At 61.8% G+C, this 25,505-nt stretch carries 20 protein-coding genes; 14 read left to right on the forward strand and 6 right to left on the reverse strand.

All coding sequences use genetic code 11. The features are described 5' to 3' along the window. Positions 1 to 3 precede the first annotated feature (3 nt). From ACTJKL_RS09945 to ACTJKL_RS09955, 3 genes are all read right to left on the reverse strand, one after another. Positions 4 to 1,239: a glycosyltransferase family 4 protein gene (locus ACTJKL_RS09945; RefSeq protein WP_411922512.1), complete on the reverse strand. Its 1,236-nt coding sequence runs from the start codon at positions 1,237 to 1,239 to the stop codon at positions 4 to 6. Positions 1,240 to 1,298: 59 nt separating this feature from the next. Further along, positions 1,299 to 2,138: a sulfotransferase family protein gene (locus tag ACTJKL_RS09950; RefSeq protein WP_411922604.1), complete on the reverse strand. Its 840-nt coding sequence runs from the start codon at positions 2,136 to 2,138 to the stop codon at positions 1,299 to 1,301. Positions 2,139 to 2,465: 327 nt separating this feature from the next. After that, entirely contained in the window at positions 2,466 to 3,818 is a 1,353-nt protein-coding gene (locus ACTJKL_RS09955; protein WP_411922511.1) for a lipopolysaccharide biosynthesis protein, read from the reverse strand. Between the two features lie 420 nt (positions 3,819 to 4,238). Here ACTJKL_RS09955 and ACTJKL_RS09960 point away from each other — a divergent pair, with 420 nt between their 5' ends. From ACTJKL_RS09960 to ACTJKL_RS09975, 4 genes are all read left to right on the forward strand, one after another. Beyond that, complete coding sequence (locus ACTJKL_RS09960) at positions 4,239 to 5,492, forward strand: polysaccharide biosynthesis/export family protein (protein ID WP_411922510.1); 1,254 nt, start codon at positions 4,239 to 4,241, stop codon at positions 5,490 to 5,492. Positions 5,493 to 5,553: 61 nt separating this feature from the next. Further along, entirely contained in the window at positions 5,554 to 6,234 is a 681-nt protein-coding gene (locus tag ACTJKL_RS09965; protein ID WP_411922509.1) for a sugar transferase, read from the forward strand. Positions 6,235 to 6,286: 52 nt separating this feature from the next. Continuing rightward, positions 6,287 to 6,973: a PIG-L deacetylase family protein gene (locus tag ACTJKL_RS09970; protein ID WP_275599002.1), complete on the forward strand. Its 687-nt coding sequence runs from the start codon at positions 6,287 to 6,289 to the stop codon at positions 6,971 to 6,973. 68 nt (positions 6,974 to 7,041) lie between these two features. Then, positions 7,042 to 8,232 (forward strand): DegT/DnrJ/EryC1/StrS aminotransferase family protein, encoded by a 1,191-nt coding sequence (locus ACTJKL_RS09975; RefSeq protein WP_411922508.1) that lies wholly within the window; start codon positions 7,042 to 7,044, stop codon positions 8,230 to 8,232. Between the two features lie 37 nt (positions 8,233 to 8,269). On the opposite strand, the gene ACTJKL_RS09980 is transcribed toward ACTJKL_RS09975, so the two are convergent. Then, entirely contained in the window at positions 8,270 to 9,112 is an 843-nt protein-coding gene (locus ACTJKL_RS09980) for a sulfotransferase domain-containing protein (RefSeq protein WP_411922507.1), read from the reverse strand. 137 nt (positions 9,113 to 9,249) lie between these two features. On the opposite strand from ACTJKL_RS09980, the gene ACTJKL_RS09985 reads away from it, so the two are divergent. The 5 genes from ACTJKL_RS09985 to ACTJKL_RS10005 all read left to right on the forward strand — a co-directional run bounded on the left by ACTJKL_RS09985 (position 9,250) and on the right by ACTJKL_RS10005 (position 15,143). Then, entirely contained in the window at positions 9,250 to 9,396 is a 147-nt protein-coding gene (locus ACTJKL_RS09985; RefSeq protein ID WP_157813654.1) for a hypothetical protein, read from the forward strand. Between the two features lie 217 nt (positions 9,397 to 9,613). After that, positions 9,614 to 10,804: a glycosyltransferase family 4 protein gene (locus tag ACTJKL_RS09990; RefSeq protein ID WP_411922506.1), complete on the forward strand. Its 1,191-nt coding sequence runs from the start codon at positions 9,614 to 9,616 to the stop codon at positions 10,802 to 10,804. 261 nt (positions 10,805 to 11,065) lie between these two features. Beyond that, entirely contained in the window at positions 11,066 to 13,201 is a 2,136-nt protein-coding gene (locus ACTJKL_RS09995; RefSeq protein WP_411922505.1) for a mechanosensitive ion channel family protein, read from the forward strand. Between the two features lie 77 nt (positions 13,202 to 13,278). Next, positions 13,279 to 14,376 (forward strand): glycosyltransferase family 4 protein, encoded by a 1,098-nt coding sequence (locus ACTJKL_RS10000; protein ID WP_440852784.1) that lies wholly within the window; start codon positions 13,279 to 13,281, stop codon positions 14,374 to 14,376. Then, the gene (locus ACTJKL_RS10005) at positions 14,373 to 15,143 is read left to right on the forward strand and encodes a polysaccharide deacetylase family protein (RefSeq protein WP_411922503.1); all 771 of its coding nucleotides are present in this window, start codon (positions 14,373 to 14,375) and stop codon (positions 15,141 to 15,143) included. The genes ACTJKL_RS10000 and ACTJKL_RS10005 overlap by 4 nt, the downstream gene beginning before the upstream one ends. Here the strand turns inward: ACTJKL_RS10005 and ACTJKL_RS10010 are convergent. Beyond that, entirely contained in the window at positions 15,130 to 15,960 is an 831-nt protein-coding gene (locus ACTJKL_RS10010) for an MBL fold metallo-hydrolase (RefSeq protein WP_440852785.1), read from the reverse strand. The two genes, ACTJKL_RS10005 and ACTJKL_RS10010, sit on opposite strands and share 14 nt — an antisense overlap. A 229-nt stretch (positions 15,961 to 16,189) precedes the next feature. On the opposite strand from ACTJKL_RS10010, the gene ACTJKL_RS10015 reads away from it, so the two are divergent. Next, positions 16,190 to 17,392 carry a DUF3095 domain-containing protein gene (locus ACTJKL_RS10015; protein WP_440852786.1) on the forward strand — a complete coding sequence of 401 codons (1,203 nt, stop codon included), beginning with the start codon at positions 16,190 to 16,192 and terminating at the stop codon, positions 17,390 to 17,392. On the opposite strand, the gene ACTJKL_RS10020 is transcribed toward ACTJKL_RS10015, so the two are convergent. Next, the gene (locus ACTJKL_RS10020; RefSeq protein WP_275599014.1) at positions 17,382 to 18,719 is read right to left on the reverse strand and encodes a nucleotide sugar dehydrogenase; all 1,338 of its coding nucleotides are present in this window, start codon (positions 18,717 to 18,719) and stop codon (positions 17,382 to 17,384) included. The two genes, ACTJKL_RS10015 and ACTJKL_RS10020, sit on opposite strands and share 11 nt — an antisense overlap. A gap of 447 nt (positions 18,720 to 19,166) precedes the next feature. Between ACTJKL_RS10020 and ACTJKL_RS10025 the strand changes: the two genes are divergently transcribed. The 4 genes from ACTJKL_RS10025 to ACTJKL_RS10040 all read left to right on the forward strand — a co-directional run bounded on the left by ACTJKL_RS10025 (position 19,167) and on the right by ACTJKL_RS10040 (position 25,504). Next, positions 19,167 to 20,516 (forward strand): adenylate/guanylate cyclase domain-containing protein, encoded by a 1,350-nt coding sequence (locus tag ACTJKL_RS10025; RefSeq protein WP_100670486.1) that lies wholly within the window; start codon positions 19,167 to 19,169, stop codon positions 20,514 to 20,516. An 8-nt stretch (positions 20,517 to 20,524) separates the two neighbouring features. Continuing rightward, entirely contained in the window at positions 20,525 to 21,493 is a 969-nt protein-coding gene (locus tag ACTJKL_RS10030; protein ID WP_440852787.1) for a polysaccharide lyase family 20 protein, read from the forward strand. A gap of 220 nt (positions 21,494 to 21,713) precedes the next feature. Next, positions 21,714 to 23,606 (forward strand): ABC transporter ATP-binding protein, encoded by a 1,893-nt coding sequence (locus tag ACTJKL_RS10035; protein WP_100670482.1) that lies wholly within the window; start codon positions 21,714 to 21,716, stop codon positions 23,604 to 23,606. Beyond that, positions 23,603 to 25,504 (forward strand): ABC transporter substrate-binding protein, encoded by a 1,902-nt coding sequence (locus ACTJKL_RS10040; RefSeq protein ID WP_440852788.1) that lies wholly within the window; start codon positions 23,603 to 23,605, stop codon positions 25,502 to 25,504. The genes ACTJKL_RS10035 and ACTJKL_RS10040 overlap by 4 nt, the downstream gene beginning before the upstream one ends. Position 25,505 lies beyond the last annotated feature (1 nt).

Raw genomic sequence — 25,505 nt, forward strand, 5'->3', positions numbered from 1 at the left:
TCCTCATCCCGCTCTGGCGGAGCGCTGCATGGCGGTGATGCCTGTCAGCTCTTCGTAGACCGAAGTAATCGCATGTACGTGGCGCTCGAAGCTGAAACGGGATCGTACTTCGCCGCGCGCCGTTTCCACGATCCGATCGCGAAGCGCCGCATCGCTGAACAGTTTCCGGCACGCCCTGGCGAATTCATCCGGATCGTCGGCGCGCACGAGCATGCCGGTCCGGCCATCTTCGACCACTTCCGGATTTCCGCCCGAGTCGGCCGCGACGACCGGCGTGCCGAGAAGCATCGCCTCGACGAGGGTTCTTCCGAGCGGTTCGTTGACGGCCGTCACCAGCAAAGCGTCCAATCCGGCGATCCAGGGCTCGCCCGGATAACGGAAACCCATGAAGTGTATGCAATCGGCAATTCCAAGCGCCTCGGCACGCGCTTTCGCGGCCTCGTCCAGACCGTTGAGCGCATTGCCGAAAAACAGACCCGCAACCTTGGTCTCAGGCGAAAGCCGCTTCAGGGCGGCAACCGCTTCGACAAACAGGATTGGTCGCTTACGGTCAACCAGGGTCCCGACATAGCCGAGAAGCTTCGTCTCGGGCGTACACCCGATCGCGCCCAGCACATTGTCGCGGGCTTGCTTGCGCTCGAATCCGGCCATCTTCGTGACGTCGAAGGGGCTGTGCACGACACTGCATTTGCCCGCAGCCGAGAAAAGCCCGGGGCGGGGCGATGCGAATTTCGATACGGCCACAAGGCGATTGGGAAGCCATGGCGCGACACGGCGCAGACCGAACGAAGTCGCGTCGCCGCGATGATGCCAGAGATGCTTCGACCCTGCGACGCGCGCAGCGAGACCCCAGATGAGGTGTGTGCGGCCATCGTTCGTGTGTACGATCGAGGCATTGTTCGCTCGCAAGAATCGGACGAGCGCGGGCAGTGTGCGCATAACATTGACGATTGCAGCGCTGTTGCGCGGAGCCGCCCGCTTCAGGCGGTTCAGAACAGGAGCGGCGACAAAGTCGATGCCCTCACGGCGAAACAAATCTGCGACCGGTCCATCGGTGTCGTGCAGCACGACGAGTGGCATGAAACGCGATCTTGGGAGATTTCGTATCAGGCCCAGCGAGGACATGTGACTCCCGCCGACAAGATCTCCAATGAAGGGAAGGCACACGACCACCTGATCGCCGCTGCCTATGCTGGGCGTTTCCGCTTGGCTCAGATCAACTGCTGCAGAAGACGTCATTGCCTTAGACCCCAAGGAACTGTTGAAGGGCTTGATCACCCGGTACGCCGGGCCGGATGTCATTTCTCGGGGCCTCTGTTTCTCAGCCAGCCCGTCAGATCCCTTCCGACGAGGGCGCCGAGTTTTTCCGTTTCAGGCGCGAAGTAATCGGTCATCCGCGCGCGCAGATCATGGCTGAGCGGTGCGTATTGAAGCTCGCCGGCAATCAGCGAGCGCAGTTTCTTGAAACCGGTATTCTGCCGGAATGGAGCAGCAACCGGCTTTAAGGGACGCAGGAGACGGCGCAGGGTCGGATTGACGACCGGTTCCGATTTGTCCTTCACCTTTTTTGCAAGCGGCTTCAGCGGAACATCGGCTTCGAGCCCGAGGAAGCCGCGGACGCGGGCGAGTTGGACGCGGGCGTCGAGCTTCAGGTCCTCGTAGAGGAGCACCAGAAGCTGCTCCATGGGGAACCGATCGAGATAGCCTTGCAACTGCTGAAAATAAAGACCGCCGTTCAGGAAGCGCCCGCCCGCTCCTTGTCGCGGATCGAGGTACTGGGCGATGTCGCGCCCGACCTCGGCGCGGCGATAAAGCATGCAATAATCGGAATAGGCTCGGTCCACCGGATTGCGAAGCTGCGCTATCAGGCGGGCCTGGGGCAGTTTTTCCCTTATTCTCTCCGCCGCTTCCGGCACATCCATGTAGGAGTTGGATTTTTCACCGTGCAGCCGCCGGTGCTCCTGGCCTGCGAAATGTTCCAGATACCATTCGTCGCCGCGCTCGTAATAGCGGCTGAAATAGTGCAGTTCGGGATCGGGCATGAATATGCCCGGGTCCTGCTGCAACGATTGCTGAAGCCACGTCGTCGCGCTCTTCGTCGCTCCGATGATCAGGAAGTCGATATCCCGCATTTCCATCTTTGGCCCTTTCATCGATCGCCTCCAGGGCGATTGCACCGAAACGAACGGTTCGCCGCCCCCCAACAGGGGCTTTGGTCCTGGGTCAAACAGTGCTTCCGAAATTCGCTAGCGTGAATGGGGTGCAGCTACGGTCGGCCGTCGGTATTGAAGGTATAGGTTGAGGTTCCGTGGCGAAGCAGCAGAATTTGCGCGAAAGATCCGGAAAAGCGACCTCAGTTTTAAGTGTTAATCCCAGCAATATTTGAAATAAATAAAATCTGACGCCGAATTTCACAGAAAAACAGGCTGGAGGCAAGATGCTTCTTTAACTTTGCGTTTCAACCCTCACGGCGCAGGGGTTCGGCGGTAGCTCAGCATCATGGTGGACAGCCAGATCGAGGCCATGACGATGTGAGCAACGTTCGCTCCCATCGCGCCTATGACCGGAATAAGGGCGAAGGCGGTGGCATGAAAGCCGATCGCTGCGATCGTTACGCTGCGCAGTATTTCGTTTTCGCGTCCCATTGCGAGAAGTGCCGAGCGGACGACCGCACCGCACAGCGTCATGGTCACTGCGACCGACTGCACCACGACGAGGGGGCCCGCAGCTGCGAAATCAGGCCCGGCGGCCCAGGTGAGCAGCGGGTCGATCACGAGGTAAAGACTGCCGATCAGCAGCAGGCCGCAACCGAGAAGCAGTCCCTGCATCTGCGCGACCGCGCGATGGAAGGCGCCGAGGGCTTTGGTTGCCCATGCCCGGGCGAGTTCCGGATAGAGGACTGCCTGAACTTGCACGCCGGCCTGCTGTGCGATGCGGCCGATGCGTTTTGCAATGTGATACAGGCCGGCGGAGGTCGGATCGGCAAGATAGCCGACGAGCAGCGTATCGAGCTCATTTGCGCTTGAACGAATGGTGAGCGAGAGGTTCGCCGAGATCGCGAACTTCCACAGACCCGGAAACCGCTTGGTAATGCCGCGAAGCGGAGCGCTCATCAGGCCCGAAAGGACGCCCTGCCGTCGCAGTTCGGCCAGCGAGAAAATCACCAGGACGACGGTGCCGAGAATCTGAGCCGCCATCCAGATCAGCGCGAATTCGAATAGGCCTGCGCCGGTGGCGACGCCGATGGCGCAAAGAACGACCCTCAGAACGCTCGTGACGACCTGGCCATAGGCGATCGCCATGAAGCGCCCGTAGAGGCGCAGCACGGCGGTCGGCATGCCGGAGACCTGGAACGGCAGGACCGTGCAGTAGAGAATGGCAAGGTTCGCCCCGTCCCCCGATATGCCGAACCAGGGCGCGGCTACCAGGATTAGCAGGACGGCAACCAGCCATCCCGCCAGTGCCGCGGAGATGTCGAGCAGCAGGCCGAATTTGAGTAAGGCCGGAAGTTCGGTCGCATCGTCGGCGTTCTCCGCGAGCGAATGCGCGCCATACTTGATCAGTGGCTGCCACGACTGGAAGCTGACGATCCGTTCGACCGCGCGCGTGTAGGAGAAGCATAGCGCGAGGACACCGTAGCCTGCCGGACCGAGTGCCCTGGCCGTGAGCGCAAAGCCGATAAGGCCGATGACCGAGCTCAGAATGTTTCCCGTGAGCAGGTGCGCAATGCTTTGCAGGCGCTCCAGCATCGTTTTCTCTCGACTGAGAATTTGCCGCAAGCTGCCGATTTTCTTGAGAAGCTTCTTTCGGAACGCCACTGGAACCGCCTATGATTTAAGAGATAAGATAATAGGTATATGCAAATGCTTTGTGCGGAGCCGGTAGTCGTACGCCGCTCAGGAACGGACCATCCGCCATGATTTCTTGTGTAGCCTTAAGTGAATCTCGTCAGGGGAAGAGCCGGCGAAAACCGTGCCGACAAGCTCGCAAGCCGTCCGCATTTGTTGCAAGGTGAACCGCCCTTTCCCCCGCCGACGCTCCTCTAAAGACGCAATAAGTTTCTGCAACGGTTTGAAATATTATAAAATTTTCATCCATGAGAGGGATGGCTCAAGGATCAAATCCAACAATGAGGCTGCGAATAGTTAAAAACCTTTGACGTGATAGCGCATCGAAGAATATAGTCGCCCAATATTTTTTGGTAGAGTTTTCTTTATTCCTTTTTTGGAGGCTGTGAGATGGGGATTTCACCGGCCGTTTGTGGGACGATTTTGCCCCGTTGGAAGCTTGGGGCGTTCCTGCTGCTGATGGTTCTTTGGGCGCTCGCGTTCCCGATATTTGCGTCTATGCCCGCTCAGGCCGGTGATTACCGGCTCAACTCGGGAGATGTTCTGACCTTCGACTTCCTTGACGATGCCGACTTGCCGGTTACTGCGACCGTCTCGGGCGCCGGCGTAGCGCAGTTTCCGCTCATCGGCGGGGTCGAGGTCGTCGGCCTCACGGTGCCGGAAGCGCTGGCGAAGCTCCGCGGCGAGTACCGCAGGCGCGACGTTCTCGTCGATCCGAAAATCTCTCTCGATATTTCGACTTTTCGGCCGATCTTCGTGCTCGGAGAGGTCAAGACCCCGGGCTCGTTTCCTTTCTACAGCGGGCTGACCGTCGAGCAGGCAATTGGTCTTGCCGGAGGCATGCAGGTCGCTGCGGCGAGCGCATCCGACCGGATCGTCGCACGCGCCCGTCTGCGTGCGGAGGCGGAGGCCGCCAACGCCGAGATCATCCACGAGGCCATCTATGCGGCGCGGCTTGTGGCTCAGTTGAAATCCAGCGACAAGATTGACCTTGCCGATGTGCCTCAGGTGGCTCGCGACTATGTAAACGGCGTGCCCCTCGATGGCGTAATCGAGCTCGAAGAAAAGATTCTGAGGGCAGACCTCGCCGCAAACAAGTCGCAAGCGCAGATCCTGGCTGAGGGCATAACCCAGTCAGAGGGCGGCATCGAGATACTGAACCAACTCATCCTGCAGCAAAAGGACGTGGTCCAGAACAGCAAGGAAGATGTGGAGCGTATCGCTACCTTGCGCAAACGCGGGCTGAACACCGAAAGCGATCTTTCCCGCGCGGAAAACAATGCTTCGGCCGAACAGGCGCAGCTTCTGGAGACCTTTGCCACACTTGCGCGATCGCGCCAGGAGTTGAGCGGGTTGAAGCTGCAGTTGGCAAAGCTTGCAGCCGATCGTGAGAAAGACATACTGACGCAGCTTCAGGCGCGTGAGATCGCTATCAAAAAGCTGATTTCCGGAAAGCACTCCGCCGAAGAGCAAATACTCCTCATGGCCGCGGTGGCCGAAGACGAGTCCAAGAAAAATCAGATTTCATATACCTATGAGATTCGCCGGAACCCGGTCGGCGGCACCCCGACGAGCATAAAGGCATCGACCCTGACTGAACTCGTGCCGGGCGACGTACTCATGGTGTCAATTGCCGGAATGTAAGACTTAATTTCAGATATTTTTAAAACAGGCTTTAAGCGCCCTGCGCCAAGGGAATATTGAGTTGAAAACCTACAGAGAACCTGCGGCCGTCAGCTTTGGCTTGCCTGCCACCTTGGGATTTTACCGTCTCAAGCGTTTCCTCGATTGCCTGTTTGCCGGAACCGTTTTCGTCCTGTGCCTGCCGCTGATGGCGGTCACGGCAGCGGTCGTTTGGGCTAGCCTCGGCCTGCCACTGTTCTTCACTCAGGCGCGTGCCGGTGCGGGGATGCGCGTCTTTACCGTTGCCAAATTCCGCACGATGACGGATGCGCGGGCGCCTGACGGCACGCTTTTGCCGGATGCGATGCGGCAGACCGCCGCAACCGCTCTGTTGCGGCGGCTGCGTTTCGATGAGCTGCCGCAACTCATTGCCGTGCTTTCCGGCGACATGTCGATGGTAGGCCCGCGCCCGCTTCCCCTGGCGACCGTCGCCGCCTTCGGCGAACTCGGCCGCATGCGCTGCCGCGTCGCCCCGGGCATGACCGGCTGGGCACAGGTGAACGGCAATACGCGGCTTTCGGACGAAGAGAAGATCGCTCTCGACCTCTGGTATGTCGCACACGCCGGTCTCTGGCTGGATGCGCGGATCCTCCTGTTGACCGTGAAGACGCTGGTCACCGGCGAGCGGGTTCATGAACGGCATCTGCAAGAGGCCAGGGAGTTTGTTTCGCGTCGTCTCGGCGCGGAGACGCCGAAGGCGTGATGCGGCGGATGAGCACGCGCCAAGGCGACAATATTTTTGATCAGGAGGTTTTATGGGTGGCGGGCAGATATCTTTCGGGCGCACTCTGGTCGTGGCGCCGCATCCCGATGACGAGGTGCTCGGCGCAGGCGGGACGATCGCAAGGCTTGCGGCCGAAGGCGAAGAGGTGTTCGTCGCGGTCGTGACGGAGGGAAAGCCTCCCGCCTTTGATCCGGAGGGAACTGCGCGGATACAGGCGGAAGCGAGGCAAGCGCACCGCGCCTTGGGCGTGACGGAAACCATATGGCTCCGGCTGCCGGCGGCACAGCTTGCGGAAACGGCGCATGCGACCGTCAATGCCGCCTTGCTCGAGCTCGTTCGCCGGCTGTCGCCGCAAACCGTCTTATTGCCCTTCGTGGGCGACATGCACATGGACCATCAGTTGACCTTCACGTCGGCGCTGGTCGCCTGCCGCCCGCATCAGGCGGAATTCCCGAAGCTCGTTCTCGCCTACGAGACCCTGTCCGAGACCAATTGGAACGCGCCCTATCTGTCTCCGGCATTCGTGCCGAACGTCTTCGTCGATATCAGCGAACATCTCGAGGCAAAGCTCAAGGCGATGGAGATGTTTGCTTCGCAGGTACGCCAGCCGCCGCATGAGCGCTCGATTGCGACCCTCAGGGCGCTGGCGACCTTGCGCGGCGCGACCGTGATGCGGCAAGCGGCCGAAGCTTTCGTATTGGTCCGGCACGTCGTTTAGGTTGAGGAACGGCGTCACTCGGAATTTCTCACTAACGCCATAAGACCCAATTCAATTCGGAGGGACAGATGGGACGCTGGCCGGTTTACGACGAGGAGCAGATCGAGGATGTCGTGTCGATCCTCAGATCTGGCGAAGTGAATGCCTGGACGGGACCGCACGTACGCAACTTCGAGGCTGCGTATGAGCGCTTTCTCGGCGTAAAACATGCGGTGGCTCTCGCCAACGGAACGGTGGCGCTGGACCTCGCGCTCTACGCGCTCGGACTTGAGCCGGGCGACGAGGTCATCGTGACGCCGCGCAGCTTCATTGCCTCGGCCTCCACGGTGCCGATGGCGGGTGGAGTTGCGGTTTTCGCCGACGTCGATCGCGACAGCCAGAACATCACCGCGGAAACCATAAGGGCGAAGCTGACGCCGAAGACCAAGGGCGTCATCGTCGTACATCTGGCCGGCTGGCCCTGCGACATGCCCGCCATCATGGCGCTAGCCCGCGAAAAGGGGCTGTGGGTGATAGAGGATTGCGCCCAGGCGCACGGCGCCGAAATCGACGGCCGACCGGTCGGCAGTTTCGGTGATATCGCGGCTTTTTCCTTCTGCCAGGACAAGATCATCACCACTGGAGGCGAGGGCGGGCTCGTGGCCATGAACGACGACGAGCTCTGGAAGAAGGCCTGGAGCCGGAAGGACCACGGCAAATCGTATGACGCCGTCTACAACAAGGAGCACCCTCCGGGTTTCCGCTGGCTGCATGAGTCCATCGGGACCAACTGGCGCATGATGTCGATCCAGGCGGTCATGGGATCGCGTCAGTTGCAGCGCCTGACGGAATGGCGCAGCATAAGAGCGCACAACGCGGCCATTGTCGCCAGAGCGGCCGAGGAGATCGAGGCTTTGCGCACGCCTCTGCCGCCCCGTGGGATTCAGCACGCGTGGTACAGGTTCTATACGTTTCTTCGGCCGGAGCGCCTGCGGCCCGACTGGAGCCGGGACCGGATCATTGCCGAAATCAACGGCGCCGGCGTCGCATGCTTCAGCGGCAGTTGCTCGGAAATCTACCTGGAAAAGGCCTTTACGGACATCGGCATGGTCCCGACGCAGAGATTGCCCGACGCGCGCGAGCTCGGCGAGACGAGCCTGGCCTTCCTGGTCGATCCCGCGCTCGATACGGCGGCAATGGAGAAGACGGCGCATGTCCTGCGGGAGGTGTTTGCAAGGGCCAGCATCGGCAGGCCAGCCCTCGATGCCGCGCGGCGTTAGATCAGTTCTATCCGGAAACGGGTGCGCAGGTGCGGGTTCAGACGTTCAATCCCGTGTGGCCGACGAGGCGTTTGGCGGCGACCGTCAGGTCGGCCGCGCACAAACGCTCGACCTCTGCGACCTGCGCCTCGTCCAGGTAGTCTCTGAACCCACCTGCCTTGCCACGGCGCATGCGCAGGCTTTCCACGTCGTTCCGATCGTAGTCATGAGCCGGAATGCCTTCTACCCGTTCCCTGTCCTGCATGGCCTCGAACCGCCCAGCCTCGACTGCAGCCCGGAGCGCCGCTCGATCGACCGGACAGCGGAGAAATTCCAGCACCGCCTCGGTTCGTCCTTCCGTGTCGGCGGAGAGCCCCTCGTAGCTCAGAACGAAGTGGGCGCGGTTGGACAAACCGGCTGCCCAGCGATTAAGATAACTGATCATCTTGGGCATACCCTGGTCATCGTCCTTTATGAACTCCGTAAGGGTGCCGGCGAAACGGTGTTTGTGCCGGGTCGCATGGAAATAGGCCGACACGATCACGTCGCGCGGGTCTCTTACCATCATTATGACCGGACGCCTGAGGAACAAGCTGGCGCGATAGTCCAGGTGACTGACGAGGATCGTCGGGATTGCGTCTTTTGCCTCGCGGAAGCGGTAGCCCGGCATGCCGCGCACCGGGTCAAGATCGAAGTTCGGTACGATCGAAAACATATTGTGAAGGTCAATAGGCTCCGGCACCCGCGAGATTGCCGCAAGATAGTGGGAAAGAACGTATCGAAACCAGGTGCGCCCCGATTTTGGATAGGAGATCAGGAAGCTGTCGGCTTGGGCAGCATGGCTGGTAAGCCGTACCCGCTTCTCGACCCGACGCCATGCCCGCCTGAGAATGCTTGCCATCGTTTGTCCCTCAAATTGAGATCACCGGCGCGCCGTGCACGCATGGTAAAAGTAGTTTTGGCGCACTGATCGCGCGGAATAGAACAATATGTCGTTACAGAAATAAATCTACCGCCTATTTCATAAGGAGATTTGGAATGAAAAAAAGAAATTCTTTGCGTGTGCAGTGGTCGCGCGTCTTGTGTGGTATTGATTCTTTGAAGCAATTAATTAAGCTTATGGTGCCGGTCGTCCCGTGGCTGGCAATTTCAGGCATTCGTTTTAGCAATTTGAATATGAAATGAAAAACAAGCATTCTGTCAATAACGTGCTTGCATAGGGCGTGAGGCGCGCCCGGTAACATTCCAAACAGCATTGGTGAAGATCGTGATGTTTTGCATCGCGAAGACGGAATGGAGGCACCAGATGATGTCCCTTGGGCGAAGAGAAACCGTTGCTGTGGCGGCAGCCATGACCCCTGGGCCGGACGTTCGCGGGGCTTCAGGGGAGGGGAATTTCGAAATGAACGGCAGTTCGAATTCCCCGGCGCTTGAGTCGTCGAATATTTCCGGAGCGCGTGTGACGATCGTCCTACCGGGCCTTGGCGCCGGGGGCACGGAGCACGTGGTGAACCTTGTCGCCAACCATTGGGCCCGGCTTGGCTGCATGGTCACGCTGATCACTCTCGAGCCGCCGGATGCGAAGCCCTACTACGAATTGGATCCGAAGATCGCGATCAAACGTCTCGATTTGCCGCCGCAAAGGGCTGGGAAGATCGAGGCGGGCCTGCTCGTGCTCAAGAGAATTTATCGCCTGCGTTCCGCCATTCGCCGCTCGCAACCCGATTTCGTGTTGAGCTTCCTGACCCGAACGAACGTACTGACGCTGCTGGCGACGGTTGGGCTGCAGGCTCCGGTGATCGTTTCCGAGCGCAACAATCCGGCCCTCCAGCCTTTCGGCCCAGTCTGGAAATGGGTTCAGCGCCGTCTGTATCCGCGCGCGTTCGGTCTGGTGACGATGACCAGGGGCGCGCTCGACTATTTTCCGGAGAAGATGCGCAGCAGGGGGTGGGTGATCGCCAATGCCGTCGACCTGCCCGGCGAATGGCAGAAGAGACGCGGCAACAATATCTTGACCGCTGTTGGCCGGCTCACGCGTCAGAAGGGCTTCGATCTCCTGATCGAGGCCTTTGCACGGATTGCCACGAGGCACCCCGAATGGAAGCTCGTCATCTGGGGCGAGGGCGATGACAGGAAATCGCTCGAGGCACTGCGGGACGCGCTGGACCTGAAGGACAGGGTTGAGTTACCGGGCGTGACGCAAAGACCAGGGCTATGGGTGGAGACGGCCGACGTCTTCGTATTGTCGTCCCGTTACGAGGGATGGGGTATCGTCTTGCTCGAGGCCATGGCTGCAGGGCTTCCCGTGGTTTCTTTTGCATGCGAGTGGGGCCCCTCGGACATGGTAAAGCATGGCGAGGATGGAATCCTCGTTCCCACCAACGATGTGGATGCGCTTGCCGAGGCACTGTCCAGGGTGCTCGGCGACGGTGAACTCAGGGGTCGCTTAGCTACCAATGCCGAGGCGAGCGCCAAGAGATACTTGCCGGAACGCATACTTTCGCAGTGGGACGCGGTTGCGTCGTCGGCCCTGAAACACTCGGCCCGCGAACATGCCTCCACAGTGTCGGCCGCTGAAGCCGGTTCGGCTTGAGCCGGACCATAATCCGGAGAGCCTTGCACCGGCCTACAGCGCCGGGCGTCTTACCGGACGCGCAAAGGTCGCTGTGGCACTTTGATCTGTTGCATGTCTCCTTTGACCGGCTGCGACCAAGGAAGACATGCACGGGCGCCGGCACTTCGGCGCGAGACCCGATCATGCATCCTTCGGAGCGCTACGGGATTGCGGGGTGACGCGTATGTGTTGATATGCCACTATCACCGCCGAGTGGTCTGGCGATCAGGGGGCTATCGCATGGGTGCAGGTGTAGGGCGCGTCGCAGCAGTCGTTGTCTTTTTTCTTCAACTGATCTTTGCTTCTGCGGCTCTCTCGGCGGCTCAAGAGCCGGGGGCGGCGCCTCCGGCCAAGGTGCAGCAGCTCATTCAGCTGCTGGATGATCCCGAGGTCCGTCAATGGATCGAGACCAGGCCGGGGATCGAGACCAGGCAAGGGATCGAACCCAGGCAGGCGGCCTCCGGGCCCGTTGCCGTCACGCCGCCCCAGAGCTTCGCTTCGCGCTGGATGGCCGAGGCCAGGAGGCACCTTACTGCACTTCTGAATGCCGCGCCGCGCGTATTGCCCGAATGGCAGGCGGCGCGAGACCGTGTGTACGGGGACATGGAGGGCAAGGGAAGATTGCCGATCATCTGGGCGTTTGCCCTGGTTCTGCTGATCGGCTACGGCGCCGAGTTCCTTCTGCGCCATCTCCTGCGGCGAAGCGCCAGCCGCAACCACGTGCGAGCAGGAAGCGGATTGGCGGCCTTCGTTCGCATTGCGCCGCTTGTCGCCTTCGCCATTGCGGCCGTCGCTGCTTTCGTGATCGCCGATTGGCCGCGTCACCTCGGGGCAGCGGTGGCGCCGCTCCTGATCGCCTGGATCGTGGCTCGACTTCTGATCGCGATCGCATCGGCCGTGTTGACGCCGGCCATCTCGGGGGCGGCCACGGATCAGGCGAGGTCGTATGTAACGCTTGCTCCGCATCGTGCCCGTTACTGGCTCAGGCGGTCCGTGCACTTCATCTGCACCGTCGCTTTCGTATGGGCCATCGGCGATATGATGCGCGCGCTCGCGTTTCCCGAAGACGTGCGCAACCTCACCGGCGCGGTCCTGGGGCTCTTCGTTCTCGGACTGGCGATCGACACGACCTTGCGCCGGCCGATTGCCGAGATGGCGCCCGCGCGTCGCATCCTGCGAAATGCCTTGATCGTTTCCTTCCTGGTCTTGCTCTGGGTCTTCTGGGTTGCAGGCATGGATGTGCTGTTCTGGCTCGGCGTCTATGCCCTCGGTCTGCCGCCTCTGCTGCGCTTCACCAGCGCCGCGACCAGAGCGATGCTGGATGCTGCCGCGGCGGAGGACTTCCGCGTCCTGCGCAATGTTCTGATCGAGCGAGGGGCGAGGCTGGTGATCATCGCGCTCGCGGCCGTGTGGCTTGCCATGACCTTCCGCATCGACGGCGCGCAGATGATGCAGGACGATGCCTTCAACCGCATCTTCCGCGGCGTGCTGGCCGGCATCGTCATACTGCTTGCGGCCGATCTCGTCTGGCAGCTTGCCAAGGAATCCATCAACGTGCGCATGGCGCGCGCCAGCCTGACCGTGCAGGATTCCGCCGAGTTCGCGCGCAACACGCGCCTGCGCACGCTGCTGCCGATCCTGCGCAATTTCCTAGCGGCCTTCATCGCGGTCGTCGCCGGTATGATGGTGCTTTCGGGTCTTGGCGTCGCAGTCGGTCCGTTGATCGCCGGCGCCGGGGTTTTCGGCGTCGCCATCGGCTTCGGCTCCCAGACGCTGGTCAAGGACATCATCAGCGGCATCTTCTACATGATGGACGATGCCTTCCGGGTCGGCGAATATATACAGAGCGGCAGCTACAAGGGCACGGTGGAGTCCTTCAGCATCCGCTCCGTCAAGCTGCGACATCACCGGGGACCGGTGTTCACCGTGCCCTTCGGCTCGCTCGGCGCGGTGCAGAACATGAGCCGCGACTGGGTCATCGACAAGTTCCTGATCAATGTTTCCTATGACTCCGACGTCGCCAAGGTGAAGAAGGTCGTGAAGGGCATCGGGGCTTCCTTGCTCGAAGACCCGGAGCTCGCGCCGATGATCATCGAAACGGTGAAGATGAAAGGCGTCGAGCAGTTCGGCGATTACGGCATAACGCTGAGCTTCGCCATGAAAACCAAGCCGGGCCACCAGACCCAGGTGAGAAGAAGGGCCCAGGCCATGATCAAGGAGGCCTTCAAGACCAACGGCATCCAGTTCGCCTCGCCGACGGTCCAGGTGGCCGGAGACGACGTGCAATCGGCGCCGGCGGCAGCTGCTGCGACACGCGACGCCATCGCCAAGAAGAACGCGGCGCTCGCCCAAGGCGGGGAGGCAGCGGCGGAATAGCCGGTGCACTGCAGCCGCACATCGGCGGGCTGGGGGCCTGTTGACATCGCGACGGGAGGCGGGATAGCTCGCGCCGAATGAACATCGCCTTTCATGCGCCACTGAAATCACCCGACCACCCTGTCCCTTCCGGCGACAGGCAGATGGCACGCATGCTGATCGAAGCGCTGCGGCTGGCAGGTCACGAGGTCGGCATTGCCTCGGAGCTGCGCACCTTCTCGCGTGAAGCCTCGGATGCGGCATTTTCAGCGTTCCGCAAGGAGGCCGAAGGGGAGATCGCACGGCTTCGGCGGCTCTGGCAGTCGAAAGGGCCGCCCGACCTCTGGTTTTGCTACCACCCGTACTACAAGGCTCCGGATCTCATTGGTCCCGCGCTTTCGGCGGAGTTCTCCATTCCATACGTTACTGCCGAGAGTTCTTATTCCTTTCGGCGCAACCTGGGGTCATGGAAACTTGCGCAAGATGAGGTCGCCGCCGGTGCAAGGCAGGCTGCGGTCAACATCTGTTTCACCCATCGTGACCGCGAGGGTCTCGAAGAGGTGGTACCCGAAGTGCGCTCTGCGCTGCTCGCCCCTTTCATCGATGTGTCGCCGTTTCGTGACCTGCGAAGGACCGGGGCCGGCGGCAACCGCCTGCTTGCCGTTGCGATGATGCGTCAGGGCGACAAGATGGATAGTTATCGCATGCTTGCCCGCGCGCTCGCGCTCGTCGCCGATGTGCCCTGGACGCTGACCGTGGTTGGCGACGGCCCTGCACGGGCTGACGTATCGGAAGCCTTTTCGGCCGTGCCCGCAGAACGGCTGGATTGGCTTGGCGAAAGGCCGCCTCAGGCGATTCCGGAGATTCTCGCCGGCGGCGACCTTTATGTCTGGCCAGGCTGCGGGGAGGCCTACGGCTTGTCCTATCTGGAGGCGCAGGCTGCAGGCCTCGCGGTCGTCGCGCAGCGCACGGCGGGTGTGCCGGAAGTCGTACATGACGGCGAAACGGGATATCTGACGGCGTCCGGGGACATCGACGCACTGGCGGCAGCGGTGCGGCGCTTCCTCCTGGACGGATCCCTACGCAGACAATTTGGCGAGCGCGCGCGGCGCTTCGTTTTCGAGCACCGCTCGCTTCCCGCCGCCGCCGCACGTCTCTCGGGAATCTTCGCCGAGTTCGTTGGGAGTGCGAAATGACGATCGCATCGATCTGGGAAACGCTGGCCGACAGGCTCGATCGCCTGCAGGAGGCAGGCGAATCGGTCGACTTTTGGCTGCGGGACGACGACGCCATCGAGCCGACGGCCGCGCTCCACCGATTGCTCGACCTCACCGACCGCTTTTCGGTACCGGTGACCTTGGCCGTCATACCAGCAGGTACCGACGAGCGCCTTTCGCGCTGCCTTGCCGGCCGCCCGCTTGTCGATGTTGCCGTCCACGGGTGGTCCCATCAAAACCACGCCCCCCCTACGGAAAAACGCCAGGAACTGGGAGGGCACAGGTCGCGCGAGATGATTGCGTCCGACTTGCGCACCGGCTGGGCGCGTCTGCGCGCGCTTTATCCCGCCGCTTTGGTGCCGCTCCTCGTTCCGCCATGGAACCGGATCGACCCGGGGCTGGTGCCCGGACTGTACGAGATCGGCTTTAGGGCCCTTTCGGTTTTCGGACCGGAGGACGGGGCAAAATCCGCGGTGTTACGCGCTCCGGGGCTGCAGCTCATAAACGCCCATGTGGATGTGATGGACTGGCACGGCACCCGCGGCTGCCGTCCTCATGGCGAGATTCTTCGCGACATCGATCGCCGGCTGGATGAAATCGAGAAGCGCGGCGGGACGGTGGGAATTCTTATCCACCACCTCGTTCACGACGAGAGCGTATGGGAATTCCTATCCAGACTTTTCGACATCACCGCCTCGCACGCTGCCTGCCGCTGGCGCAGCGTTGCGGATCTTATAGATCGATGACCTGACGGTCGCACGCGGCAAAGGCACCCGAGAAGAAAGCCTGGACTTCCTGTTCGATGGCGGCGAGTGCGGCGTCGGTGCGCGACGGATCGTGGTGGAACATGGCGAGACGCGTGACGCCGGCGGCTTTGGCGAGCTTTGATCCATGCATCCCGGTCGAGTGTCCGTAGCCGCGAAAGGTCGGCATCTCGCTTTCCAGATAGGTGCAGTCATAGATCATCAGATCGGCTCCGGCAATGAAATCGAGGAGTGCGGGGTCGAGAATCCCGGGTTCGTGTTCCGTGTCGTAGAGGAGCGCGACCGCCCGTCCGCCCCATTCGATACGGTAGCCGACACATCCCCCGGGATGCACGAGGCTCATGGTGCGAATGGAAATGTCTTCTCGCGGCGATAGTGTTTCACCCGGACGGAAATCGACGGTGTCGAGGCTCGCCTGACAGATGCCCGTTCCGACCGGGAACCATGGCGGCCTCATGAACTCGTTGATCATTTCGGCCGTGGACATCGTGCCGTGGAGATGGCCGGACCAGAAGCGGACGGCGGAGCTGCAGCGGTAGATCGGCTTGAAATAGGGCAGGCCGATGATGTGATCGTAATGGGTGTGGGTGAAAAAAACGTCGAATTCGGCGATGCCTTCGGACATCAGCGACAGCCCGGCCTCGCGCAGGCCCGAGCCCGCGTCGAATATCAGCACCTCTTTGCCGCAGCGAATTTCGATGCAGGGCGTGTTTCCTCCGTAGTGCAGGAACTGCTCGCCGGATACCGGCAAGCTGCCTCTTACGCCCCAAAACTTCACTCGAAATGTATCGTCCTGCATTCCGTTCCGGCTTTATCCTGCCTGCCGTGGCATTTTGCCCGGGCGTAGTGATTAGACAAGCACAAATCATGAGGGTCCTGCAATGCCATTGGCGCCGTCGCGCACGCATTGCATGGCGAGAAGAGAAATCTATCCATCGAAGCGAAGGTGCTTTATCCGTCGTAATCGGCTGAAAATCGCTCCAGCCTGGAAATCAGCAACAGATGTCGCCTCTAGGAGTTTGGCAACGATGGTGCAGCCGGCCGACAGGGAATTTTACGCGGGCCTTCCTCTTTTCGCGGCATTCGAAGGGGTCGCCGACGAGGCCAACTACCGGCCCTTGCCCGACGGCTGGTGGCTCGCCGTTGCCGATATCGTCAATTCGACGGGAGCGATCGCCGAAGGGCGATACAAGAGCGTGAACATGGCGGGCGCGAGCGTCATCTCGGCGCTCATGAACGGGCTCGACGAGAAAAACCTCGCATTCGTCTTCGGTGGCGACGGGGCGCTCGCTGCCGTGCCCGGAACGCTGGCGGCAAAAGCGAGGGACGTGCTCGCCGCGGCCAAGACATGGGTGGCGGAGGAACTGGGCCTTGAGCTTCGCGCCGCAATCGTCCCGGTATCAGACGTGCGCGCCAGCGGGTTCGACATGCGTGTCGCCCGCTTTAAGGCGAGCGAGGAGGTCTCCTACGCCATGTTTTCCGGCGGTGGTGCCAGTTGGGCGGAAGCGGAAATGAAGGCGGGCCGCTACCAGATCGAGGCCGCGCCGCCCGGCACGAGACCCGACCTGACAGGATTGTCATGCCGCTGGAATCCGATCGTCTCGCACCACGGAGCGATCGTCTCCATTATCGCGGTGCCGGGGGAGCGGGGCATCGGTCCGGAATACCAGGCGCTGATCGGCGACATCGTGTCCCTGGCCGAGGGGGAGGAGCGAGGCGGGCACCCGGTACCGGAAAAAGGACCCGAGCCGCACCTTTCCGTGCGCGGCATTACGGTGGAATCGCGCGCCGTCGCGCCGAGGGGCCGGCGCTTCCTCGCCTGGTCCTTCGTTGCGGCGCAGAGCCTTGCACTGTTTCTCTGTTTCAGGCTCGGCATCAATTTCGGACCGTTCGACGTCAAGCGATACGCGCGCGACCTCGCCAGCAATTCGGACTTCCGCAAGTTCGACGACGCGCTGAAGATGACGATCGACGTCAGTCTCGATCGGCTGCGCCGTATCGAGGAACGGCTGAAGCAGGGAGCGGCGGCGGGCATATGCCGCTACGGGCTGCACCGGCAGGATTCGGCGCTGATGACGTGCATCGTTCCGAGCCCGATGAGCAGAGACCACATGCACTTCATCGACGGTGCGGCCGGCGGCTATGCGGTGGCCGCCCGGAACCTGAAGGCCGGTCTTGCCGAAGCGGACCTGTCGAGCACCGGGGATATTCCCCCCGCGGTCAAGCCTTGACGATGTGCTCGGCAGCAAGGCCGTGGCGCGCGAAGACGTTGCGCGTGTCGACGATCAGCGGCGCCCAGTCGGCAAGCGCGGCATAGTCCACCGCGTCGTGGTCGGTCGCGATAAGCACGGCATCGAAGCCGCGAACCGTCGCTTGGTCGAAGACGACCGACCGCCGGCCCTTCAAGGCCATGTGTTCTCGGGTCGAGGGAATTTCATCCACATGGGGGTCGTAGAAGGCGGCCCTGCCGCCACGCTCCTCGATGAGTTCTATCAGCTTCAGGGAGGGGCTTTCACGAATGTCCGGAACATTCTTCTTGTAGGCGAGGCCGATGACGAGGACCGCCGAGCGGCTGAGCGCCTTTCCCTCCCGCCGGTCGAGCGCCTCGGCGAGCCTTGCCACAACGTGACGGGGCATTGCCGAATTGATCTCCCCGGCGAGCTCGATGAAGCGCGTCGGCAGCTCGTACTCCCGGGATTTCCATGTCAGATAAAACGGATCGATGGGAATGCAGTGGCCGCCGAGCCCGGGTCCCGGATAGAAGGGCATGTAACCGAAGGGCTTCGTCTTGGCGGCATCGATCACCTCCCAGACATCGATGCCCATCGCCTCGTAGACGACCTTTAGTTCGTTCACGAGGGCGATGTTGACGGCGCGGAAGATATTCTCGGTCAGTTTCACCGCCTCTGCGGTCGCGTTGGACGAAACCGGAACCACCGTCGTGACCACGGCGGCATAGAACCGCTCCATCAGCGCTGCGGCCGTTGGGCCGTCTCCGGCCACGACCTTGGGGATGCTCGTGGTCTCGTAAGCGCGATTGCCCGGGTCTTCCCGCTCCGGCGAGAATCCGACGAAGAAGTCGGCGCCGGACTTGAGCCCCGTTTCCTCCAGGATGGAGCGCACGATACCGTCGGTGGTGCCGGGATAGGTGGTCGACTCCAGAACGACGAGCTGACCCGGCCGCAAGCGGTCAGCGATCTCGCGCGACGTATTCTCCACGAATGAGAGGTCGGGATCGCGGTGCCTGGTGAGCGGGGTCGGCACGCAGATGATGATGACGTCGCAAAGGCCGAGATCCGAAAAGTCGGTCGTGGAGCGGAACCGCCCGGCGCCGGCTTCACGGGCAAGCGCCGCGTCCGAAACCGCTTCGATATAGGAGCTCCCGGCGTCGAGCGCGACGATCTTGCCCGGGTCTATGTCGAAACCGGTGACATGGAAGCCGGAGCGCGCGATTGCAACGGCAAGCGGCAGGCCGACATAGCCGAGGCCGATCACACCGACGCGGGCGGTGCGGCGGGAGATCGATTCGAGCAGCCTGTCGTGATGCGGAGAGGTCAAGATTGGCTTCCAGTTCTGTTGCCGGGAGGGCCGCTTCAGCGATCCGGCTGCGGAGCCCGGTGCCGCTTTGTTGGCGGGAAAGCCACCGCAAGTCAAGCGCGGCGCGCCGTCGGCGAAGCCGCACGCCTCAAGGCCTGCGTCGTTTTGTCTGGCCCGGGCAGGCGCGCGGTCGTGAGGGACCCCAGCAATTTCAGGGTGCAATGCGCAGGGCTGTTGCGTGTACGATCCGGCAACGATCAAAAATCGCTCGTGGTCTCTGGAAAATGTGCTCCCCGGTGAATATCTGCAGGAGCGCAGCGGTGACCCGATCGCTGCACGAACGGCCGCGGGAGGCGGCGGGAGCCTTCTTTCACCGACGGGTACCCACTCAGTGCTACCGCGAGCGAGCGATCGCTGCTTCGCGGTCGGCGCCGGTGGCGACCGTTGCCGCGACGATGAGGACATGGCATGAGCCCGATCAACGACAACGTTTCCCAAATCCTCCTGGACAAGGTCGCCGACTGGCTCATGCGAACCTCGCTCAGCGACGAAACACTCGAAACCATCGTGCGCGGTTTCTGTGAGCGGTTGGCGGCGGCGGGCCTGCCGCTCATGCGCGTCCATCTGTCTTTCTCGATGCTTCACCCGCTTTACGACGCCCTCGGCTTCACCTGGTGGCGAGGTCAGGGTGTCGAGGTGAGCGGTCTGCGCCATGAGGAATTGGCGCTCAATCCCGAGCGATTCCTGCACAGCCCGTATTATTACCTGCTCAGCAACAATCTCGATCATGTCAGGCGCCGGATCGATCCCGCCTTGCCCTCGGAGTTTCCGATTCTGGACGAGCTGAAGGAGCAGGGAGCGACCGACTACATAGCCTTCATGCAACCTCTTGGAGCCGAATCCGAACACGGAATGGTCGGCTCGTGGACGACGGACCGTCAGGGAGGTTTCAGCGACGACGTCATTGCGGCCCTTCTCAGACTTCAGAACCATCTGGCGATCGCTGCCAAAGTGGCCGTGCTCGGCAAGCTCGCCGACAACATGCTGACCACCTATCTTGGCGCCAATGCCGGGCGCCGCGTGATGAGCGGCCAGGTCCGGCGGGGCGACGGCGAGACGGTGCGCGCAGTTCTCGTCATGGCGGATATGCGCCAGTCGACGATGCTTGCCGAAAAGGAAGGCCGGCAGGCTTATATCGAGTCGTTGAACGGATTCTTCGACGCGATCGCCACGCCCTTCAACCGCAACGGCGGACAGATACTGAGCTTCATCGGCGACGGCTTCATCGGCGTCTACCCCTGCGGCCGACATAAGGAGCCGTCGGAGATGGCCAGCCGCGAGGCATTCGCCGCCGTGGGCGCGGCGACGGCGCGCATGGCCGCCCTCAACGCGGAACGCAGGACGCAGGGCCGCGACCCAATCGGCTACGGCATCGCCCTGCATGTCGGGAACGTCATGTTCGGCAATGTCGGCCTGCGCGACCGGCTGACCTTCTCGGTGTTCGGCTCTGCGGTGAACGAGGTACAGCGGCTGCAGAATCTGACGAAGAAATATGACCACAGCGTCGTCGCGAGCGAGGCCTTCGTGAATTATTGCGGCGGGGAATGGCAAACGCTCGGGCAGGAGAAACTGCGCGGGGTTCGTCAGAAGTTCACGGTCCTCTACCCGCGGGATACCGCACTTGCCGCAATCGCGCAGGAGCGGGCATATGATGCAACCGAGGATGGACTTTCCGAGGCCGAGCATGTCATGTTGCTCTACCGCAACAAGAAGCGGCCGCCCGGCCCGCGCGGTCTGATCGACAAGATGCTGCAATGAGGGGACCGATGTTTCGTATAGCTCTGCTGGCCTCGGCGATTGCCTTGCCGAGTCTCACTTATGCCCAGTCGGCGGAGGAGCCGGCAGTCTACGAACGGAAATTGTTCGATGGTTTCGAGGGCACGGATTTCGCGCCTGACGGGGGGCTCTACTACCGCAAGAATTTCGAGCAGAGCGCCGGCACATACGAGTTCCAGAGCGCCGTCAAACGCAGCGGCAACGGAGGGCTGAAGCTTAGCATCGTGCCGAATTGCCCTGCGGATCACGACGGCTGCAGCGAACGCGCGGAGATCTGGGAAAAGACCGAGTTGCGAGTACCCTACGACAAGGGGGTCTGGTACGGCTTCTCGGTAAAGTTCGACGATCCGGTGCCGAGCGACGACCACCGCTATCTCATCGCACAGTGGAAGCGAGAGATCGATCCCGGTGCCGAGGGCGACTTCAGCCCCTTCCTGGCGCTGCGCATGAATTTTGGAAAGCTCTTCGCCACGGTCGAAACCAACGATCTGCCTCCGGTCACCGCCGGCCCTGATGGCGTAGCGGCGCGTTGCGCCCCAGGCCAGGCGCCGGTCTGGCTCCGTCCGGAAGTCAACCAGATGCGCATGCTGGTGGCGACCGACGGCAACTGGAAGCCGGAAGACGGCAGCCTCTTCAATTCATGCACGGACGGGATCACCATTACCAGCCATGGCAATCCCTTGCCGGATCCGAAGTCCGGCTGGATCGATTTCGTCGTCTTCACGAAACCCGGTCCCGACGGCTCGGGCCACATAGAGCTCTTTGCCAACGGCCAGCCGATCGTTTCCGTCAAAGGCCATGTGGGCCATGCGGACAAGGGCCTCGGTGAGAACCAGTACTTCAAGTTCGGACCTTATCGGGCCGCCGATACGACCGATTGGACGCTCTATTACGACGATTTCCGGCGTTCGCCGCGCTGCGAGGACGTCCTGACCAACGGCAGCTGCCCCTTCTCTTAATGCCGCTCCACGCTTCCTGACCTTCCGGTGGCCTGCTGGACAGCCCGTTTAACCTAGGCTACTGTTTTTGAGTGGCAAAAAGTTACGGTGCCTCCGGCGGGGCTAGCTTTGCACGCGGGGTCAGACGCGCGGCGCTGCAGAAAGTGGCTGCATGATTTTATTTTGGGGGCGGCCTCGAGTTGGAATTGTGCAGGAGGGGTATTGAGGGAAGCGTGCTGCGATGACGTCAGGAGCGGACCTGCTGCGAGTTGAGGGTCTGCGGATCACATTCTCGGTGCTAGGCGGCGAGGTTGAAGCCGTTCGGGGAGCGAATTTCAGAATTCTGCCCGGAAGGGTGACGGCGCTCGTCGGCGAGTCCGGGTCCGGCAAATCGGCCATCAGCCAGGCGATCATGGGCATCCTGCCGAGCGTGGCAAGCGTCGGCGGCCGGGTGTTGTTCAACGATCCCGAAGCCGAGGCAAAGGGCGTCGACCTGCTTTCGCTGGATACGGACGGGCGCGATATCCAGGAGATCCGCGGCGCACGCATCAGCAAGATCTTCCAGGAGCCGATGACTTCGTTGTCGCCGCTTCACACGATCGGCAACCAGATTTCGGAAGTGCTGAAGATCCATACGGATACCGACAAGGCAGGGCGCCGCGAGAGAACGGAGGAACTGCTCGGCTATGTCGGCTTTTCCGATCCGAAGCGGGCATACGACATGTATCCCTTCGAACTTTCCGGCGGCATGCGACAGCGCGCGATGATCGCGATGGCGCTGATCTGCCGACCGGCGCTGCTCATCGCGGACGAACCGACGACGGCCCTCGACGTGACGGTTCAGGCGCAAATATTGCAGCTTTTGCGCGAGCTTCAAAGCAAGCTCAACATGGCCATGCTTCTGATCACCCACGATCTCGGGGTGGTTGCCAACATGGCCGACGAGGTGGTGGTTATCTACCACGGCGAGATCGTCGAGGCAGGACCTGTGGATGCGATCTTCCGCAATCCCCGGCATCCCTATCTCAAGGGTTTGATGGCTGCCGTGCCGCACTTCGACATGAAACCGGGCGAGCGGCTGAAGGCGTTGCGCGAGGTGCCGGTCAAGGCCGGCGCGATCGTCGGCGACCGCGAAGTCAAGAAAGCCGCGGGTCCCAATGTCCTCGTGTCCGTCCGCAATCTTTCGAAGACGTTTTCCACGCGCAGCTCCGGCTGGTTCGGCAGCGGCACCGCATATCGGCATCGCGCTGTAGACAATGTCAGCTTCGACATCCGCCGCGGTGAATGCCTCGGGCTCGTCGGCGAAAGCGGCTGCGGCAAGACGACCGTCAGCAAGATCCTCATGCGGGCCGTGACGCCTGACAAGGGCACGATTACCTTCGACGACGGGGAGGGCGCGCTCGACGTCCTGAAGCTCGACGGCGGGGAACTCAAGGCTTTGCGGGCGAAGATCCAGATGGTCTTCCAGGATCCCGTCTCGTCGCTTTCGCCGCGCATGACCGTAAAGAACATCCTCAGCGAGCCGCTGGAGATTCACGGCCGAGGGACGCCGAAATCGCGTGAGGAACACGTTCGCTCCCTTTTGCAGGCGGTCGGGCTCGACCAGCGCTTCATCAATCGCTATCCCCACAGCTTCTCCGGCGGGCAACGGCAGCGCATCGGGATCGCCCGGGCGCTCGCGCTCGTGCCGCAGCTTCTGATCTGCGATGAACCCGTTTCTGCGCTCGATGTTTCTGTGCAGGCACAGATCCTCAATCTTCTCAAGGACTTGCAGAAAGAGCTCGGCCTGACGATGCTGTTCATCTCGCACAACCTCGCGGTCGTCGACTACATGGCCGACCGGATCGCGGTCATGTGCGCGGGCCGGATCGTGGAGCTGGCGCCGCGCGAGGTGCTGATGCGCAATCCGGTCCACCCCTACACGAAGTCGCTCCTCGCCGCCGTTCCCTATCCCGACCTCGACCGTAAGCTCGACTTCGATTCCCTTGCGGCGAGCGGCGGATCGGACCAGGAGCGCTGGGGCGCGCAATTTTCCGACGGCGGCGAGAACGGTGCTCTTATTCCCGCCGACCTCGGTGGCGGGCACTATGTCCTCGCCCGCGAATCGGTGGATGCCAGGGAGTTACGCCGATGATCACCCGAAGAACCGCGCTTGGCATTCTCGCGTCGGCTGCGTTTCCAAAAGCAATGCTCGCGGCCGCAGGCGGAACCGACGCGCTCGCCGCCCTCGTTCAGGAAGGCAAGCTTCCGCCGGTCGGCGAACGATTGCCGAAGACGCCGAGGGTGATCGATGTCGCGGCGATGGGACGAAAGGCCGGCCGCCACGGCGGCACGATCCGCAGCCTGATCGGCAGTGCGAAGGACATTCGCCTGATGACGATCTACGGCTATACCCGCCTGGTCGGCTACGACGAGAAGCTCAATCTCCAGCCCGATATTCTCGAAAGCTACGAGACGGTCGAGGATCGTATCTTCACCTTTCATCTGCGCGAGGGACACAAGTGGTCGGACGGCACGCCTTTGACGGCCGAGGACTTCCGCTATTGCTTCGAAGACGTGCTCCTCAACGAGAATCTTACCCCGGCCGGCCTGCCGCCGGCGATGGTCATGGACGGGCAGGCGCCTAAGTTCGAAATCGTCGACGAGCGAACGGTCCGCTATTCCTGGTCGATGCCGAACCCGGTTTTCCTGCAGGAACTCGCTGCACCACAGCCGCTGGTCGTCGTCATGCCCTCGGCCTATCTCAAGCAGTTCCACACAAAATATCAGGACGAGGACAAGCTGAAGACGTTCCTGAAGGAACAGCGGGTCAAGAAGTGGAGCCAGCTGCACATGCGGATGGCGCGCTCTTACCGGCCCGAAAATCCGGATTTGCCGACCCTCGACCCGTGGCGCAACACCACGCCCCTGCCGGCCGAACAGTTCGTGTTCGAACGCAATCCCTATTACCATCGGGTGGACGAAAACGGCTTGCAACTGCCCTATATCGACCGGTTCGTGCTCAGCGTCAGTTCGTCCTCGCTCATTCCGGCGAAGGCCGGCACGGGCGAAAGCGACCTGCAGGCCTATGGGGTCGATTTCGTTGACTATACCTATCTCAAAGATGCGGAGAAGCGGCACCCGGTCGAGGTAAAGCTCTGGAAGAAGACGTCGGGGTCACGCCTGGCGCTGCTGCCGAACCTCAACTCTGCCGACCCGGTGTGGCGGCCGCTGCTCAGGGACGTGCGCGTCCGTCGTGCGCTGTCGCTTGCAATCGACCGTCGCGAAATCAACATGGCCGCCTTTTATGGGCTGACGAAGGAAAGCGCCGACACTGTGCTGCCTGAAAGTCCTCTCTTCCGGCCCGAATTCGCGAATGCCTGGATCGCCCATGATCCGGAACAGGCGAACGCGCTGCTCGACGCGGCCGGACTGGCCAAGCGCGGCGGCGACGGAATCCGTATTCTTCCCGACGGCCGAAAGGCGCAGATCGTCGTAGAGACGGCCGGCGAAAGCACGCTCGATACCGATGTACTGCAGCTCATAACCGATTACTGGCGTGAGGTCGGCATTTCGCTCTTCATTCGCACCTCGCAGCGCGACACCTTCCGCAGCCGCGCTGTCGGCGGCGAGATCATCATGTCGATGTGGTTCGGTCTCGACAACGGCGTGCCGACCGCGGACATGAGCCCCAGCCAGCTTGCACCGACCACGGACGACCAGCTGCAGTGGCCCGTCTGGGGTTTGAACTATATGTCGCATGGCGAAATGGGCGAGGCACCCGACCTTCCCGCGGTCGTCGAGCTCCTCGACCTGCTCAAGCGCTGGAGGCATTCCGCGGACGATGCCGAGCGGGCCGACATCTGGAGACAGATGTTGTCCATCTACACGGATCAGGTCTTCTCGATCGGGCTGGTCAACAGCTCGCTGCAGCCGATCCTCGTCACGAAGAAGCTGCGCAATTTCCCCGATGAAGGGTTGTACGGTTTCGACCCGACGAGCTACCTCGGCGCCTACAAGCCCGACACCTTCTGGCTGGAACAGGACGACTGAG

The sequence above is a fragment of the Sinorhizobium sp. 22678 genome (assembly GCF_052044265.1).
GTDB classification, from domain to species: Bacteria; Pseudomonadota; Alphaproteobacteria; order Rhizobiales; family Rhizobiaceae; genus Sinorhizobium; species Sinorhizobium meliloti_A.

Coding starts and splice junctions, on each gene's coding strand:
- ACTJKL_RS09945 (WP_411922512.1), bottom strand. CDS start 1,239: ATGACGTCTTCTGCAGCAGTTGATCTGAGCCAAGCGGAAACGCCCAGC.
- ACTJKL_RS09950 (WP_411922604.1), bottom strand. CDS start 2,138: ATGGAAATGCGGGATATCGACTTCCTGATCATCGGAGCGACGAAGAGC.
- ACTJKL_RS09960 (WP_411922510.1), top strand. CDS start 4,239: ATGGGGATTTCACCGGCCGTTTGTGGGACGATTTTGCCCCGTTGGAAG.
- ACTJKL_RS09970 (WP_275599002.1), top strand. CDS start 6,287: ATGGGTGGCGGGCAGATATCTTTCGGGCGCACTCTGGTCGTGGCGCCG.
- ACTJKL_RS09975 (WP_411922508.1), top strand. CDS start 7,042: ATGGGACGCTGGCCGGTTTACGACGAGGAGCAGATCGAGGATGTCGTG.
- ACTJKL_RS09980 (WP_411922507.1), bottom strand. CDS start 9,112: ATGGCAAGCATTCTCAGGCGGGCATGGCGTCGGGTCGAGAAGCGGGTA.
- ACTJKL_RS09985 (WP_157813654.1), top strand. CDS start 9,250: ATGAAAAAAAGAAATTCTTTGCGTGTGCAGTGGTCGCGCGTCTTGTGT.
- ACTJKL_RS09990 (WP_411922506.1), top strand. CDS start 9,614: ATGAACGGCAGTTCGAATTCCCCGGCGCTTGAGTCGTCGAATATTTCC.
- ACTJKL_RS09995 (WP_411922505.1), top strand. CDS start 11,066: ATGGGTGCAGGTGTAGGGCGCGTCGCAGCAGTCGTTGTCTTTTTTCTT.
- ACTJKL_RS10000 (WP_440852784.1), top strand. CDS start 13,279: ATGAACATCGCCTTTCATGCGCCACTGAAATCACCCGACCACCCTGTC.
- ACTJKL_RS10005 (WP_411922503.1), top strand. CDS start 14,373: ATGACGATCGCATCGATCTGGGAAACGCTGGCCGACAGGCTCGATCGC.
- ACTJKL_RS10010 (WP_440852785.1), bottom strand. CDS start 15,960: ATGCAGGACGATACATTTCGAGTGAAGTTTTGGGGCGTAAGAGGCAGC.
- ACTJKL_RS10015 (WP_440852786.1), top strand. CDS start 16,190: ATGGTGCAGCCGGCCGACAGGGAATTTTACGCGGGCCTTCCTCTTTTC.
- ACTJKL_RS10025 (WP_100670486.1), top strand. CDS start 19,167: ATGAGCCCGATCAACGACAACGTTTCCCAAATCCTCCTGGACAAGGTC.
- ACTJKL_RS10030 (WP_440852787.1), top strand. CDS start 20,525: ATGTTTCGTATAGCTCTGCTGGCCTCGGCGATTGCCTTGCCGAGTCTC.
- ACTJKL_RS10035 (WP_100670482.1), top strand. CDS start 21,714: ATGACGTCAGGAGCGGACCTGCTGCGAGTTGAGGGTCTGCGGATCACA.
- ACTJKL_RS10040 (WP_440852788.1), top strand. CDS start 23,603: ATGATCACCCGAAGAACCGCGCTTGGCATTCTCGCGTCGGCTGCGTTT.